Below are 14471 nucleotides of genomic sequence, written 5' to 3' on the forward strand. Positions count from 1 at the left end.
CTCCTCCATGCCCCGTCTCCTCCGTGCCCCGTTCCGCACGCCCGTGCAAGCCCCCGCCCCGCGCCGCCTCCCGCGCGCGCACCCGGGCGTAGCGTGGAGACGACCCCACCCCACTTCTCGAGCAGGAGATCCCTCATGCGAGCAACACTCATCCACGGCGAGCGCGACGTCCGAGTCGAGGACGTGCCCGAGCCGACCCTCTCGACCGGCCGTGACGCGATCGTCCGCGTGACCGCGGCCTGCGTGTGCGGCTCCGACCTCTGGCCCTACCGCGGTGTCACTCCCACGAAGGAGGCGCACCGCATCGGCCACGAGTTCGTCGGCGTCGTCGAGTCGGTCGGCGACGACGTGCGCGACATCTCCGTCGGTGACTTCGTGATCGCTCCGTTCTACGTCTGCGACGGCACCTGCGCCAACTGCGCCAACGGCGTCTCGACCTCGTGCCTCACCGGCGGCTGGTGGGGCTCCGAGGTCGGCGACGAGGGCTTCGCCGACGGCGCGCAGGGCGAGAAGGTCCGCGTCCCGCTGGCCGACGGCACGCTCTTCAAGGTCGGCACCGACCCCGACCCGGCGCTCATCCCGAGCCTGCTGACCCTGGCCGACGTCATGGGCACCGGCCACCACGCGGCAGTCTCGGCCGGCGTGACCGAGGGCTCGACCGTCGCGGTCGTGGGCGACGGAGCGGTCGGCCTCTGCGCCGTGCTCGCCGCCAAGCGGCTCGGCGCCACCACGATCATCGCGATGTCGCGCCACGAGTCCCGGCAGAATCTCGCCACCCGCTTCGGAGCCACCCACATCGTCGAGACGCGCGGAGACGAGGGAGTGGCTCGCGTGAAGGAGCTCACCGGCGGCATCGGCGCCGACTGCGTGCTCGAGTGCGTCGGCACCAAGGAGTCGATGCAGCAGGCGCTCGACCCGGCCCGCCCCGGCGGCATGGTCGGGTACGTCGGTGTCCCGAACGGCGGCCCGGAGCTGCCCGTCCGCCAGATGTTCGGCTCGAACGTGGGCGTGAACGGCGGAGTCGCCCCTGTCCGCGGCTACATGGAGGAGCTGCTCCCGGACGTCCTCAGCGGTGCGATCGAGCCCGGCCTGGTCTTCGACCTCGAGCTCCCGCTCGAGGAGATCGCGGAGGCGTACGCCGCGATGGACGAGCGCCGCGCGATCAAGACGCTGGTCCGCCCGTAGTGGGGGAGAGGGGCGTCCGCGCCGACGGAGGGAGTAGCCTCCCCGCGCATGACCGCGTCAGCCCGCGCCGCCGCGACGGCGTCCCCCTTCCACCCGGATCTCGCACTCGGCCGCTGGATCCCGCCCGTCTCGCTCGGCCCGCGCCTGCTCCGCCTCGCCACACTCGGCGCGAGGCGGCGGGCGGGAGGCGCCGGCCGACCTCCTCGTCGAGGACCTCGGGATCCCAGGTGCTGACGGCGCGCCTTCGATCCGCGCGCGCAGCTACCGCCCCCGCATCCTGCGCGGCGCCGCTCCCCGCCCTCGTCTGGGTCCACGGCGGCGGCATGGTCCTGGGCAGCCACCTCCAGGACGAGTCCTCGAACATCGCGTTCGCCCGCACCCTGGGCATCAGCGTCCTCTCCATCGACTACCGACTCTCGCCGGCCCACCCCGCCCCGGCCGCGCTCGAGGATGTCGTCGCCGCGTTCCGCTGGCTCGTGGAGCACGCGGACGAGCGCGGTGTCGATCCGGCCCGCATCGCGATCGGCGGGGCCAGCGCGCCGGTGGAGGCCTCGCCGCCGGCGCGACCCTGCTCGCCCACGACCGCGGAGGAGCGCAGCCCGCCTTCCAGCTCCTCGTCTACCCGATGCTCGACGACCGCACGGTGACCCGTCCCGGCCCGACTTCCCGGGGCGTGCGCGTCTGGACCCCCGGCAGCAACCGCTTCGGCTGGACCTCCTACCTCGGCACCGAGCCCGGCGGCGCGCACGTCTCGCCCTACGCCGCCCCCGCCCGACGCGACGACCTCGCCGGCCTCCCGCCCGCCTGGATCGGCGTCGGCTCCTCGACCTCTTCCACAACGAGGACGTCCGCTACGCCGAGCGCCTCCGCGCGGCCGGGGTGCCCTGCGAGCTCGAGATCGCGCAGGGTGCGTTCCACGGCTTCGACGCCCTGTTCCGCCGCACCGGAGTGGCGAAGCGCTTCTGGGCCGCACAGGCCGCCGCGCTCGAGGTGGCGCTCACCCTGCAACGAGAGCGTGCCGCGAAGGTAATCCGCTCGAAAGCAGCCGGGGCCTAGGTTCGTTCTCGACCCTGCACCGACCGGGTCTCGCCCGACGCACTTCTGCTACAACGTCGGCACAATCCGGACCGAACCGGAGCGAGCGACCCCCGCACCTCCTCCGCACCACCTCGCCCTGCGCCCACTTCCGCTACAAAGTAGCGAAAAGCGCCCGGACTCCAGGAGCCTCCATGAAGCGCACCGCCCGCACCGCCCCGCACCTCCCGCCTCGCCCTCGCCGGCACCGTCGTCGCGGCACTCGCCCTCACCGGATGCGGCCGCTCGGCCGACACCGAGCCGCCGCCGACACCACCGTCGACGACTCCGCCGCCACCGGCACCGTCACCCTCTGGGCCCCCGACGGCGACGCCACCCAGCTCGACGCGGTGCTCGCCGACTACACGGCCGAGAATCCGGACCTCGACCTCGAGATCACGCTGGTCCCCTCCGACGAGTACAACACCAAGCTGCAGACGGCGGTCGCCGCCGGCACCGCCCCTGACATCGCGTTCTACACGGAGGCGCAGACGCAGTTCCTCGCGTCCGACGCCTTCGCGCCGGTGCCCGACGGCCTCGTCGACTCCGACAGCTTCTTCGAGGGCTCGTGGGAGGCGGGCGAGCACGACGGCACGACCTACTCGGTGCCCTGGTACGCCTACACGCGCGTCCTCATCTACCGCTCCGATCTCGCGGAGGCCGGCGGAGTGAGCGTGCCGTCGACGTGGGACGAGGCGATCCCGTTCTTCGAGGGCCTCCAGGGCAGGCGGCGCCGAGAGCGGATTCGGCGCCGACGTCGGCTGGGACACCTACAACGGCCAGACCCTCGCGACCTTCGCGCACCAGGCCGGCGCCGACCTCCTGAGCGAGGACGGCTCGGAGTGGACGATCGACACCCCCGAGATGCTCGCGGCCGCCGAGTACAACGCCTCCGTCTTCGCCGACGGCATCTCCTCGCCCGACACCCCGCAGTTCCTCGACGCGCAGCCCTACCTGGTGTCGGGGAAGACGGGATCGATGATCAGCGGCCCGTGGGTCGTCGCGACGCTCGACACCACCGCCGAGCAGGAGGGCTGGACCGAGGAGCACATCGGCACCGCCGTGCTCCCCGCCGGCCCCGACAACGCGTCCGGTCAGCTCGCGGGCGGCAGCTGGGGCGTGACCGCCTCCTCCGACAACGCCGCCTCGGCCTGGAAGGTCGTGCGGGCCACCGCCGAGCAGGACACCCAGATCGCGCAGTACGAGGCCGCCGGCAGCATGCCCGCCGTGGTCGACGCCTGGCAGGACCCGGCGATCGCCGACCAGCCCCTGCTCGACGCGTTCTTCGAGCAGCTGCAGAACGTCGAGCCGCTGCCCGCCGTCTCCACGTGGACGCAGGTCTCGACACTGCTCGGCCAGGAGATGGAGAAGGTCGCCCGCGGCAACGAATCGGCCGCCGACGCTCTGAAGGCCGTCCAGCGCCAGGCCGACTCGATCGGCACGGAGTGATCCGTGGCTCTGACCGCCCTCGCCGGCCGGTCCACGGCGAGGCGCTGCGCGAGCGCCGCTCCCGCCACGGACGCCACTCCGGCATCGCCTGGCTCTTCCTCGCGCCGTTCGCCGTGATCTTCGCGGTGTTCACGGCGGTCCTGGTGCTCGCCTCCGTCGGCATGAGCCTCACCGACATCCGCGGCACCGATCTGCAGCAGCCGTTCGGAGTCGACTTCACGGGCCCGAGAACTACGCGGTCCTCCTCGGCGACGGCGCGTTCCTCCGCTCGGTGCTCAACACCCTCTACTTCGTCGTGATCGGGGTGCCGCTGACGATGATGGTGGGCTTCGTGCTGGCCCTGGCGCTGAACTCGGGCATCCGGCGGCTGCGCGGTGTGTTCCGGGCGCTCTTCTACGCTCCGGTCGTCACCAACATCGTCTCGGTGGCGCTGATCTGGCAGTACGCGTTCAACCAGAACGGCACCGTCAACGAGGTGCTCGGAGCGATCGGCTTCGCGGGGCCCAACTGGCTCGGCGACGAGCAGCTCGCCATGCCCGTCGTGATCCTGCTGGGCGTCTGGCGCAACTTCGGCACCGCGATGCTCCTGTTCCTCGCGGGGCTCCAGTCGGTCCCCGAGGATCGTCCACGAGGCCGCCTCGCTCGACGGCGCGACCCCCTGGCGCCGCCTGGTCTCGATCACCGTGCCGCTGCTGATGCCCACGACCCTGCTCATCTCGGTGCTGCTCTCGGTCTTCTTCCTCCAGGTGTTCGACGAGCCGTACCTGCTCACGGGCGGCGGTCCGGTCGGCTCCACGGAGTCGATGGCGCTGTACACCTACCGCCAGTTCGGCTTCGGCAACATCGGTGTCTCGTCGGCGGCGTCCTTCCTGCTCCTGCTCATCGTCGCGCTCGTCAGCGCGCTGCAGTTCCGTCTGCTGAGGTCCCGCTCGCTGACCACCACCGCCGCTCGTCCGCCCGTCGCCCCGCCGCCCGCCGCACCGCGTCCGCCGGCCCGCGAGACCACCACGCGCGCGATCGCCGAGCGCCGACGGCACCTCGTGCTCTATCCGGTGCTCGCCGTTCTCGCGGCGATCACCCTGCTCCTTCGTCTGGGTGATCTCCGGGTCGCTCCGCACCACGGCCGACATCAGCGCGGACCCCGGCGCTTGGCTCCCGTCGGCGGTGACGCTCGACAACTTCGCGCGCCTGTTCTCGCAGGCGGGCTTCAGCGGCTACCTCGCCAACAGCCTCGTCGTCGCCGGCGTCGTGGTGGCGGGTAACGTCGTGGCCGCGGCCGCCGCCGGCTACGCCCTCGCGAAGCTCGACTTCGCCGGGAAGCGGTTCGCGATGGCCGCGGTGCTGATCTCGCTGATGATGCCGTTCTCGGCGGTCTTCGTGCCGCAGTTCGTCGTCACGGTGCGCCCGGGGCTCGTGAACACCCTGGCCGGCATCGCGCTGCCCTCGCTCGTGCTGCCGATCTCGATCTTCATCGTCCGCCAGTTCGCCGAGAGCATCCCGGAGGAGCTGCTCGAGGCCGCGCGGATCGACGGGGCGAGCGAGCTGCGGATCTTCGCGCAGGTGTTCCTGCTGCTGGCCGACCTGCTCTCGCGACGGTGACGATCATGTCGTTCCTCGCCGCGTGGAACAACTTCATCTGGCCGCTCCTGGTCGCGCAGGACGCCTCGACCTACACGCTCCCCGTCGGGCTCGCGGCGACGCGGCAGGCGGCCCAGAACGTGACCGACTACGGGCTCGTGCTGGCCGGCGCGGTCGTCGTGATGCTGCCGGTTCTGGTGCTCTTCCTGCTCCTGCAGCGTTACTTCGTGCAGGGTATCGTCGCGACGGGGATGAAGTGAGCGGAGCGTCGGGCGTGGAGATCGTGGTCGAGGCCGCTTGCGGAGCCGTCGTCGGACGGGCGGCGGGGGGCGTCGCCCGGTTCCTCGGGGTGCCGTTCGCCGAGGCGCCGACGGGTGCGCGCCGCTTCACCCCGCCCGAGCCCTGAGCCGCCTTCACGGCGCCGTTCGACGCCTCGAGCTACGGAGCGACCCCGCAGCGGGGCCGGCCGTTCGAGTTCAGGACGATCCCCGAGCACTCGATCCCCGGCGAGGACTCGCTGAGCGTCAACGTGTTCGCCCCGCTCGGCGCCGACGCCCTCCCCGTGCTGGTCTACCTGCACGGCGGCGGATACGTGACCGGAGCCGCCTCCGCGACTGGCACGAGGGTTCGGCCTTCGCGCGGGACGGCGTGATCGTCGTGACCGCGTCCTACCGGCTCGGCGTCGACGGCTTCGGCGTGGTCGACGGCGACGCCAACCGCGGTGTCCGCGACTGGCTGCAGGCGCTGCGCTGGGTCCGGGTGAACATCGCGTCCTTCGGCGGTGACCCCGATCGGGTGACGATCGCCGGGCAGTCCGCCGGGGGCGGCGCGGTCCTGACCCTCCTCGGCTGCGCGGAGGCGCAGCCCCTGTTCGCCCGCGCCGTCGCGATCTCGCCGACCGACCGCAGCGTGCCGCTCGCGGAGGCGGAGGAGCAGCTCGCGGCGTTCGCCCACTCCTCGGCGTCCCGCCGACCGCCGTGGGGCTCGCCTCGCTCGACCGCGACGGCCTGTCCGAGACGGTCGCGCTGACGATGATGCCCGGGTCCGCGCACTCGATCGTGCTCGCGCCCGTCTGGGGCGACGCGCTGCTCCCGCTCCCGGTGGCGGAGGCGACCGCGCACGCCGGCCGCGACACGCCGCTCCCGGATCGGGGCGACCGCCGACGAGCTGGACAGCCCGCGCATCGAGCGCGCGGAGGGGCGCACCCCTCGCGCGCCACCGACCTGCTGTTCCGCCGGGCGGTCCTGCAGGCCGCGCGCAACCGCGGCTCCTGCGCCCACCTGGCCGTACTCCTTCGACTGGGTCTCGCCGGCGGTCGGCGGCGCCGCGCACCGCCTCGATCTGCCGTTCCTCTTCGACCACCTCGACGCCGAGGGCGCCGAGCGCGTGCTGGGAGCGGTTCCTCCGCAGGCGCTCGCCGACGTGATGCACGCCGAGCTCGTCGCCTTCGTCCGCGGCGAGGATCCGCACTGGCCGTCGGCGAGCGGAGTCGCGGGAGACGCGGTCCGCGTCTACGACATCGCCCCCTTCTGTCGTGCCCGGGCGCTTCGACGACGTGCTTCCCCTCCTCGCGGATGTCCGCGCATGAGGGCCGGAGTCGACCCGAGCACCCTCCGCCGCCTCAACTCCGGAGTCGTGCTGCGCGCGCTCGCCGAGCACGACGCGCCGGTGACCACGGCGGTCCTGGTGCGCGAAGTCGCCCTGTCGCGCCGCACGGTCGAGCTGATCCTCGCGGGCCTGTCCGCCGCGGGCTGGGTGGACGAGACGGCGCCCGACCCGGCGCGATCGGACGTCGGCCGCCCGCCGCGCACCTTCTCCGCTTCCGCGCCGACCGCGCGCTCGTCGCAGCGGTCCGCATCGACACGGGATCTTCGCCACCGCGGTCGTCTGCGACATCCGCGGCCGGATCCTCGGCCGGTCGATGCGGGCCCTGCGCGACTACCACTCGGCCCGAGGCCGCCGTCGAGGACGCCGTCCTCGCGGTCGAGGCCGCGGTCGCCGAGTCGGGCGTCCGGCGCGAGCGGATCCGCGCGGGTGCGATCGCCGCGGGTGGCGCGATCGACGAGGACGGCGTCGTCAGCCGACTCGTCAACTCCGAGCGGTGGAACGGGTTCGCCCTGGCCGACGCCGTGTCGGCGCGGCTGGGCGTGCCGGTCTTCGCCGACAACGACGCCAACCTCGCGGCGCTCGCCGAGCGCTGGCGAGGGGTGTCGTCCGACGCCCCCACGTCGGCCTGGTGCATCTTCTCGGCAACCGCACCGGCATCGGCCTGGTCAATCGGCGGCTCCGTGCACCGCGGCTTCGGCGGAGCGGCGGGCGAGGTGGTCGAGGCCGGCGCGATGGGGGCGAGCCGGATGGAGGACACTCCGCCTCGGCCGTCTGACCTCGCCTCGGCGCAGCGACCGGGAGGCGGCTCTCGCGGGCCGTGGAGGCGGCGCGCGCCGGCGACCTCGGTCGCGTTGCGGGAGCTCGGACGCCTTCGCCGCGCACCTCGCCGAACTGCTCTCGACCCTGGGCCTGGACGGTGTCGCCCGATCTGTTCGTCCTCGGCGGCGGGCTGGAGGATGCGGACGACCTGCTGCTCCGGGCAGCGTGGCCGAGGCGATGCGCCGGCTGCGCACCCTCGACGTGTCCGTCCGCTCGACGGGCTCGGGGCCGACGCGCCGCTGATCGGCGCCGTCAAGTCCGTGCTGGACCTGCATGGACGCCGAGTTCTTCGGTCCGGCCCTGGCCGCCACGGCCGACTGACCCCTCTTCTTCCCCTCACCCGCGCCGCCGCCGCGCGGCACGACAGGAGCACCATGCCCGAGACCACCACCCCCGTCGACGTCCTGCTCGTCGGCAGCGGCATCATGGGGGCCGCGATCGCCCGGGGGCTGCGCGACGCCGGGACCCCGCCGTCCGCCTCCTGATGATCGACGGCGGCCTGGCCGTCGGCTCCGTCCCCGGACTGCACCTGCACGACAGCGAGGAGCCCGAGATCTGGAGCCGCTACAACCAGGGACAGCGTGGCGACCGGGGTGCAGGGCATGTACACCGGCGCCGACGTCACTCCGGACATCACCGACGAGCTTCCGCTCGGTCGCGCCCGGCATGTACAACCTCTCGGCGATGGGCGAGGACGCAGCCGCGATGCCCGCGACCGCGGTGTCGTGGAACGTCGGCGGCATGGGCGTGCAACTGGACGGCGGCGGACCTCTGCAGCCGGCCGGTGACGAGGTCTTCGACGGCGGCGACCCGGTGCAGTGAGGAGGACCTCGCCCGGGCGCGCGAGCTGCTCGACGTGCACGACTCCCCGCTGGGTCCGGACCGCTCCGGGACGCATCGTGCTGGACGTGCTCGGAGGACGGCGTTCGGCGCGATCAGCGCCGACGGGCGCCACCCCCGGCCGATGCCGATGGCCACGTCGCCGGCAACCCCTCCGGCCCCCTGCTGCGCACCGGCCCCAGCCGGATCTTCCCGCCGATCGCGCACGGCGGCGACGAGGCGTTCGAGCTGCGTCCCGGCACCCTGGCGATCGCGATCCTCCGCGACGGCGATCGCGCCGTCGGAGTCCGCGTGCGCGAGACGGCCACGGGCCGCGAGTACGACATCGAGGCGCGCACCGGTGATCGTCTGCGCCGACGTGGTGCGCACTCCCCAGCTGCTGTTCGCGTCGGGCATCCGGCCGGCGGCGCTCGGCCGGCACCTCAACGAGCACGCCTTCGTCACCGGCCGGGTCGTGATGGACCTCGAGCGCTTCGGTCTGACCCCGGAGTCGCTCCCGCGCCTGCGCGAGGGCGAGTTCGCCGTCGATCTCGCTCTCGGCTGCCGCAGAACGGCGAGGACCAGCCGTTCCACGGGGCAGATCATGAACACCGTCTTCATCGACGAGGAGCACCCCCCCCCCCCCCCCCCCCCCCCCCCCCCCCAGTTCGCCTACTCGGTCGGGCTGCTCGTTCTACACGCCGGTCGAATCGCGCTCCGAGAACCGGCTCGTGTTCTCGGAGGAGGAGACCGACGTGACCGGTCTGCCCCGGCTCCGCGTCGAGTTCGAGTACAGCGACCGCGACCGCGAGCCGGATCGCGGCGGCGCAGGAGCGGATCCGCGACATCGCCGAGCGCTTCGGGTTCTTCGACCCGCTGACCGAGAGCGCGGTGCTCGCTCCCGGCTCCTCGCCGCACCTCACCGGCACCGTCCGCTCGGGAGCAAGCCGTGGACGACGGGACGAGCGTCTGCGACCCGTCCGGCCGCGTCTGGGGCGTCGACGGCCTCTGCGTCGCTGGCAACGGAGTGATCCCGACCCCGGTCGTCTGCAATGCCACGCTGACGGGGACGGTCACCGCCGTCCGCGCGACGCGGGCCGTGCTCGCCGAGCTCGCCGCCGCCCGCGTCTGACCCCTCTACTCCACCCGAACCTGTCCTCCTGTGGGAGGACCCGTGAAGATCGGACCAGCTCGCCACCCGCTACGAGATCGCCCTGCCCGGCGTGGATCGAGGACGCCCTCCGCGACGTCCCCGAGGTCCTGCCCGAGCGCGAGGACCGCATGGCCCTGGTGCACGCGCTCGCCGACCGCAACTTCCGCGAGGGCAACGGCGGCCCGTTCGCCGCGATCGTCGTCGAGCGACGATCCGGCCGCCTCGTCTCGGTCGGAGTGAATCGCGTCGTCCTCGCGAGCGGGAGTCTCCTCCGGGCACGCGGAGGTCACCGCCCTCGGCCTCGCCCAGACCGCGATCGGCGCCTGGGACCTCGGCGGCGAGGGGCAGCCCGCGCACGAGCTCGTCGTCAACTGGCGCCCAGTGCGTGCAGTGCTACGGAGCCACGCTGTGGTCGGGCGTGCGCCGTCTCGTCGTCGCGGGGTCGGGCCCCGAGCTCGAGGAGATCACGACGTTCGACGAGGGCCCCATGCGCGAGGACTGGGCCGCCGCCTTCGAGGCGCGGCATCGAGGTCGTCGACGGCGTGCTCCGCGACGAGGCGCTCGCCGTCTTCCACGCCTACCGCGCCCACGTCGACGAGGGCTCCGTCCTCGTCTACAACGCCCGCGCCGCCGACTGACCGACCGCACCACCGCTTCAGGAAAGAGGACCGCCGTGCTCCGCCGCTCCCAGTTCGCGCTCAACGCCATCCAGTGGATCAACGTCGGCTGATCCGACCGACCCGTCGAGCGAGTCGCTCTGGCGGTTCGCCGATCCGCACTTCCGTGCCGAGTACCCGGACGTGCTCCGCGAGATCCGCGAGGCGGGCTTCGGGGCGACCATGCTCGAGGTGCTCTCGACGCAGACGCTGCAGGACTACGCCCGCATGATCGAGGAGTCGGGGCTCGCGCTCGCCCCCGGCTACGCCTCCGTCGCGCTGCCGGAGGACTCCGGCCGGAAGTTCGCCCGCGGCTCGGCGGAGTGGATCCACTGGTTCGACGGAGTGCGGCGCAAGGCCGAGGAGTCGAACTACGTCGGCCTCGACACGGTCTTCCTCGCCCCCGAGGTGAGCTTCGAGCCGGGCGTCGTGCGCACTCGCGAGGCGGTGGCGGTCGGAGCCGTCTTCGACGAGGGCCGGCTGGACCGCGTCATCGAGATCCTGGGCGAGGCGGCGGAGGTGCTGCGTGCGGAGGGGTGCACGCGGCCTGCACAACCACGTGGGCACGTGGGTCGAGACCGAGTACGAGATCGACCGCGTCCTCGGCGCGATCGACGCCGACCTGCTGGGCGCCTCGTTCGACATCGGCCACCTCGTCTGGGCGGGCATCGACCCGATCGCGATCCTCGAGCGCCACTCCGATCGCCTCGTCGATCTGCACGTGAAGGACCTGCACCTGGGCATCGCGGAAGTCGAGCCGGGCCGTGCCCACGGCCTACGACCGCGCGACCGACGCCGGGATCTTCCTCGAGCCCGGGCTCGGCGGCATCGACCTCGACGGCGTGGCTCGCGGCGCTGCCCGAGGACTTCGGCGGCTGGATCATCGTCGAGGTCGACCGGGCGAGCATGCCCCCGGCCGAGAGCGCGAAGGTCAGCGGGGCCTGGCTCGACCGGGTCGCGATGGCCTGAACGGGCGAGCCGCCCCCGATCGGTCGGGGGCGTCTCGGGAGTCAGCCGCTGCCGGGCGTGTACGTCTCGGAGGCGCGCCACCAGTCGTCGAACATCGAGAGCGGCACCCGCCGCTTGTGCTCGGTGGCGGCGTAGCGCGCCTCGATCGCCTCGGCGACGGCGGGATCGACGTCTCCGCCTTCGAGGTACCTCGTCGAGATCGGCGTAGACGAGTCCCAGGTTCGACTCGTCGGTCTGCCCGGGGTTCTCATCGAGGAGGTCGGCCGTCGGCGCCTTCTCGTACAGGCGCGCGGGGGCGTCGAGGTGCTCGAGGAGGGAGCGGCCCTGGCGCTTGGTGAGGCCCGTCAGCGGGAGGACGTCGGCTCCGCCGTCGCCGAACTTCGTGAAGAAGCCGGTCACGGCCTCGGCCGCGTGGTCAGTGCCGACGACGAGCATGCCCGCCTGCCCGGCGATCGCGTACTGCGCGATCATGCGCGCGCGGGCCTTGACGTTGCCCTTCACGAAGTCCGAGATCGGCTCGCCGACCGCGTCGCCGAAGGCCGCGGCGATGCCGTCGACGCCCTGGTGGATGTCGAAGGTCACCTGCCGGTCCGGACGGATGAAGGACAGCGCGAGCTGCGCGTCCTCCTCGTCGGCCTGGACCCGGTAGGGCAGGCGCACCGCGATGAAGGAGGCGTCGCCTCCGCCCGCGCGCACCTGCTCGACGGCGAGCTGGCAGAGCCGGCCGGCCAGGCCCGAGTCCTGCCCGCCGCTGATGCCGAGCACGAGGCCCTTGGCGCCGGTGTGGCGGAGGTAGTCGGCGAGGAAGTCGACGCGCCGTTCGACCTCGACGGCCGGATCGACGGTGGGGGAGACGTGGAGCTCGGAGATGATCTGCTGCTGGAGGTCACGCACGGCTTCACGCTACTCCCGATGCCGCCGCCCGTCCGGAGTTCCGAGCCGACCCGGAGTGTTCGACCCGCCTCTGCTGGTCGAGTAGCCGCCGCAGGGGGCGTATCGACTCGGCGCGGCGCGCGTCCTCGAGTCGCCGCGAGTCGGGCTCCGCAGTACCGCGGACCGCGTTCCGCGACCACTCGCGGACGCGCTCCCTGTGCGCGACGCCCCGCGTCCCCCTCAGCCGCGCGCCGCGACGATCCGCGCGATCCGCTCGGGCACCGTGTCGTCCTGCAGGCTCGTCACATCGCCCAGGGCCCGTCCGTCGCGGATGTCGCCGAGCAGGCGCCGCATGATCTTGCCCGAGCGGGTCTTCGGCAGGTCCGGCACGATCACCACGTCGCGCGGCTTCGCGATCGGCCCGATCGCCGTCGCGACGCGCTCGCGCAGCACGTTCGAGAGGTCCGAGGCGAGCCCGTTCCAGTAGGCGGGGTCGTCCTGCGCCCGATCGACCGCCTCGTCGGAGGGGATCACGAAGGCCGCGATCGCCTGACCGGTCGTGGCGTCCTCGACCCGCGACGACCCCCGCTTCTCCGACGGCCGGGTGCGCGACGAGCGCCGATTCGATCTCGATCGCCGACAGCCGGTGGCCGGACACGTTGATCACGTCGTCCACGCGCCCCAGCACCCAGATGTCGCCGTCGGCGTCGTACTTCGCGCCGTCGCCCGAGAAGAAGTAGCCCTGCTCGGCGAAGCGCGCCCAGTAGAGTCGCGGTACCGCTCCGGGTTCCCCAGACGGTGCGCGCGAGCGCCGGCCCGGTGCGGTCGACGACGAGGTAGCCGCCCGACCCGTTCGGCACCCGCTGCCCCGCGTCGTCGACGACGAGCGTCGCGGAGCCCCGGCAGCGCACCGAGCGAGGATCCGGGCTTGAGCGTCGAGACGCCCGGCAGCGGGCACATCACGGCCGCCCCGGTCTCGGACTGCCACCACGTGTCGACGATCGGGCAGCGTCCGCCGCCGATCCGCTCGTGGAACCACACCCACGCCTCGGGGCTGATCGACTCGCCGACCGCGCCGAGCAGTCGCAGGCTCGACAGGTCGTACTGCGCGGGCACCCCCTCGGGGAACCAGGTCATCAGCGTGCGGATGAGGGTGGAGCCGTAGTAGACGGTCACTCCGTAGCGCTCGATGATCTCGAAGTGCCGCGCCGTGTGCGGGGTGTTCGGCGTGCCTCGTAGATCACCTGCGTCGGTCCGTTCGAGAGCGGACCGTAGATCTCGTAGGTGCGCGGTCACCCAGGCGAGGTCGGCCGTGCACCAGTGCACGTCGTCGGGCTTCGCGTCGAAGAGGGCCCAGTGCGTCCACGACGCTCTGCGTGAGGTAGCCGCCGCTGGTGTGCACGAGGCCCTTGGGCTTCCTGGTCGTGCCCGAGGTATAGATGATGAACAGCGGCGTCTCGGAGTCGAAGGCCTCGGCCTCGTGGACCTCGCTCGCGGTGTCACGACGTCGTGCCACCAGACGTCGCGGCCGGGAGTCCAGGGCAGGTCGGGCGTCTCGTCGCCGGTGCGTCGGACGACCAGCACGTGCTCGATCGACTCGACGCCCGCGACGGCGTGGTCGGCGTTCGCCTTGACCGGAACGGCCGCCCCGCGGCGGAACTGGCCGTCGGTCGTGACGAGCAGCTTCGCCCGGGTGTCCTCCACGCGGAACCGGACCGCCTCGGCCGAGAAGCCGCCGAAGACGAGGGAGCGGATCGCCCGATGCGGGCGATCGCGAGGGTGATCACGACGGTCTCGGGGATCACCGGGAGGTACACGACGACGCGGTCGCCCTTCCCGACGCCCAGCGCCGTCAGGGCGTTCGCGGCCTTCGAGACCTCGCGCTGCAGGTCGGAGCAGGTCAGGTGCGGCGGTCGCCGCGCTCACCCTCGAAGTGCAGGGCCGCCTTGTCGCCGCGCCCGGCGTCGACGTGGCGGTCGACGCAGTTCACCGCGACGTTCAGGCGACCGCCCTCGAACCAGGTCGCGCGGGGCACCGAGAGGGTGCCGTCGGCCCGTGGCAGCGCGGGCTCCCAGGCGTGCGCGGTCGTCCACGGCTCGGCCCAGTCGAGGCGCCGGGCGGCCTCCTCCCAGAACGCGACCGGATCGGCGGCCGCCTCGCGCGACTCGTCCGCGCCCACGCCCGCCTGCGCGGCGAACGACTCGGGCGGGGAAGCGGCGGTCTCCTCGAGGAGGTTCGCGATCGTGTCGGTCATGACGTCGTCCTTTCGGAGGGGGAGGGCACGGTGC

16 protein-coding genes and 4 pseudogenes are annotated in these 14471 nt (G+C 72.9%); 15 read left to right on the forward strand and 5 right to left on the reverse strand.

What is annotated here, in order from left to right; translation table 11 throughout:
- The first annotated feature begins 135 nt into the window (after positions 1-135).
- The 15 genes and pseudogenes from AC0CII_RS16470 (at position 136) to AC0CII_RS16540 (ending at position 11310) form a co-directional block, all read left to right on the forward strand.
- Complete coding sequence (locus AC0CII_RS16470; RefSeq protein WP_465230065.1) at positions 136-1185, forward strand: zinc-dependent alcohol dehydrogenase family protein; 1050 nt, start codon at positions 136-138, stop codon at positions 1183-1185.
- A 48-nt stretch (positions 1186-1233) separates the two neighbouring features.
- Positions 1234-1419: a hypothetical protein gene (locus AC0CII_RS16475; RefSeq protein ID WP_465230066.1), complete on the forward strand. Its 186-nt coding sequence runs from the start codon at positions 1234-1236 to the stop codon at positions 1417-1419.
- The gene (locus AC0CII_RS16480; protein ID WP_465230067.1) at positions 1413-1832 is read left to right on the forward strand and encodes an alpha/beta hydrolase; all 420 of its coding nucleotides are present in this window, start codon (positions 1413-1415) and stop codon (positions 1830-1832) included. Before AC0CII_RS16475 ends, AC0CII_RS16480 begins: the two co-directional genes overlap by 7 nt.
- Entirely contained in the window at positions 1754-2215 is a 462-nt protein-coding gene (locus AC0CII_RS16485; RefSeq protein WP_465230964.1) for an alpha/beta hydrolase fold domain-containing protein, read from the forward strand. Before AC0CII_RS16480 ends, AC0CII_RS16485 begins: the two co-directional genes overlap by 79 nt.
- 199 nt (positions 2216-2414) lie before the next feature.
- Positions 2415-4007, forward strand: a complete 1593-nt coding sequence (locus AC0CII_RS16490; protein WP_465230068.1) for an ABC transporter substrate-binding protein — start codon at positions 2415-2417, stop codon at positions 4005-4007.
- A gap of 369 nt (positions 4008-4376) precedes the next feature.
- Positions 4377-4565 (forward strand): annotated as a pseudogene (locus AC0CII_RS16495) (sugar ABC transporter permease); the annotation flags it as partial.
- A 238-nt stretch (positions 4566-4803) separates the two neighbouring features.
- Positions 4804-5307 (forward strand): carbohydrate ABC transporter permease, encoded by a 504-nt coding sequence (locus tag AC0CII_RS16500; RefSeq protein ID WP_465230069.1) that lies wholly within the window; start codon positions 4804-4806, stop codon positions 5305-5307.
- Between the two features lie 5 nt (positions 5308-5312).
- Entirely contained in the window at positions 5313-5546 is a 234-nt protein-coding gene (locus AC0CII_RS16505; RefSeq protein WP_465230070.1) for a hypothetical protein, read from the forward strand.
- Positions 5547-5569: 23 nt separating this feature from the next.
- Positions 5570-5938 (forward strand): annotated as a pseudogene (locus AC0CII_RS16510) (carboxylesterase family protein).
- Positions 5935-6315, forward strand: coding sequence for a carboxylesterase family protein (locus tag AC0CII_RS16515; protein ID WP_465230071.1), 381 nt, complete (start codon positions 5935-5937; stop codon positions 6313-6315). The pseudogene AC0CII_RS16510 and the gene AC0CII_RS16515 overlap by 4 nt, the downstream one beginning before the upstream one ends.
- Complete coding sequence (locus AC0CII_RS16520; protein WP_465230072.1) at positions 6264-8198, forward strand: ROK family protein; 1935 nt, start codon at positions 6264-6266, stop codon at positions 8196-8198. The genes AC0CII_RS16515 and AC0CII_RS16520 overlap by 52 nt, the downstream gene beginning before the upstream one ends.
- Complete coding sequence (locus AC0CII_RS16525; RefSeq protein WP_465230073.1) at positions 8198-9412, forward strand: hypothetical protein; 1215 nt, start codon at positions 8198-8200, stop codon at positions 9410-9412. The genes AC0CII_RS16520 and AC0CII_RS16525 overlap by 1 nt, the downstream gene beginning before the upstream one ends.
- A gap of 69 nt (positions 9413-9481) precedes the next feature.
- Entirely contained in the window at positions 9482-9664 is a 183-nt protein-coding gene (locus tag AC0CII_RS16530) for a GMC oxidoreductase (protein ID WP_465230074.1), read from the forward strand.
- A 149-nt stretch (positions 9665-9813) separates the two neighbouring features.
- The gene (locus AC0CII_RS16535; protein WP_465230075.1) at positions 9814-10323 is read left to right on the forward strand and encodes a hypothetical protein; all 510 of its coding nucleotides are present in this window, start codon (positions 9814-9816) and stop codon (positions 10321-10323) included.
- A 162-nt stretch (positions 10324-10485) separates the two neighbouring features.
- Entirely contained in the window at positions 10486-11310 is an 825-nt protein-coding gene (locus tag AC0CII_RS16540) for a hypothetical protein (RefSeq protein WP_465230076.1), read from the forward strand.
- 41 nt (positions 11311-11351) lie between these two features.
- Here AC0CII_RS16540 and nadE read toward each other — a convergent pair.
- From nadE to AC0CII_RS16565, 5 genes and pseudogenes are all read right to left on the reverse strand, one after another.
- A pseudogene (gene nadE, locus AC0CII_RS16545) lies at positions 11352-12204 on the reverse strand (ammonia-dependent NAD(+) synthetase).
- 219 nt (positions 12205-12423) lie between these two features.
- Complete coding sequence (locus AC0CII_RS16550) at positions 12424-12717, reverse strand: AMP-binding enzyme (protein WP_465230077.1); 294 nt, start codon at positions 12715-12717, stop codon at positions 12424-12426.
- A gap of 129 nt (positions 12718-12846) precedes the next feature.
- A pseudogene (locus AC0CII_RS16555) lies at positions 12847-13699 on the reverse strand (AMP-binding protein).
- Entirely contained in the window at positions 13683-14087 is a 405-nt protein-coding gene (locus AC0CII_RS16560; protein ID WP_465230965.1) for an AMP-binding protein, read from the reverse strand. The pseudogene AC0CII_RS16555 and the gene AC0CII_RS16560 overlap by 17 nt, the downstream one beginning before the upstream one ends.
- The gene (locus AC0CII_RS16565; RefSeq protein ID WP_465230078.1) at positions 14084-14437 is read right to left on the reverse strand and encodes an acetyl-coenzyme A synthetase N-terminal domain-containing protein; all 354 of its coding nucleotides are present in this window, start codon (positions 14435-14437) and stop codon (positions 14084-14086) included. Before AC0CII_RS16565 ends, AC0CII_RS16560 begins: the two co-directional genes overlap by 4 nt.
- Positions 14438-14471 lie beyond the last annotated feature (34 nt).

Source organism: Rathayibacter sp. AC182, assembly GCF_979253875.1.

Excerpts from the sequence above, each read along its gene's own strand:
- AC0CII_RS16470 (WP_465230065.1), top strand. The coding sequence starts at position 136 with ATGCGAGCAACACTCATCCACGGCGAGCGCGACGTCCGAGTCGAGGAC.
- AC0CII_RS16475 (WP_465230066.1), top strand. The coding sequence starts at position 1,234 with ATGACCGCGTCAGCCCGCGCCGCCGCGACGGCGTCCCCCTTCCACCCG.
- AC0CII_RS16490 (WP_465230068.1), top strand. The coding sequence starts at position 2,415 with ATGAAGCGCACCGCCCGCACCGCCCCGCACCTCCCGCCTCGCCCTCGC.
- AC0CII_RS16505 (WP_465230070.1), top strand. The coding sequence starts at position 5,313 with ATGTCGTTCCTCGCCGCGTGGAACAACTTCATCTGGCCGCTCCTGGTC.
- AC0CII_RS16525 (WP_465230073.1), top strand. The coding sequence starts at position 8,198 with ATGATCGACGGCGGCCTGGCCGTCGGCTCCGTCCCCGGACTGCACCTG.
- AC0CII_RS16535 (WP_465230075.1), top strand. The coding sequence starts at position 9,814 with ATGGCCCTGGTGCACGCGCTCGCCGACCGCAACTTCCGCGAGGGCAAC.
- AC0CII_RS16565 (WP_465230078.1), bottom strand. The coding sequence starts at position 14,437 with ATGACCGACACGATCGCGAACCTCCTCGAGGAGACCGCCGCTTCCCCG.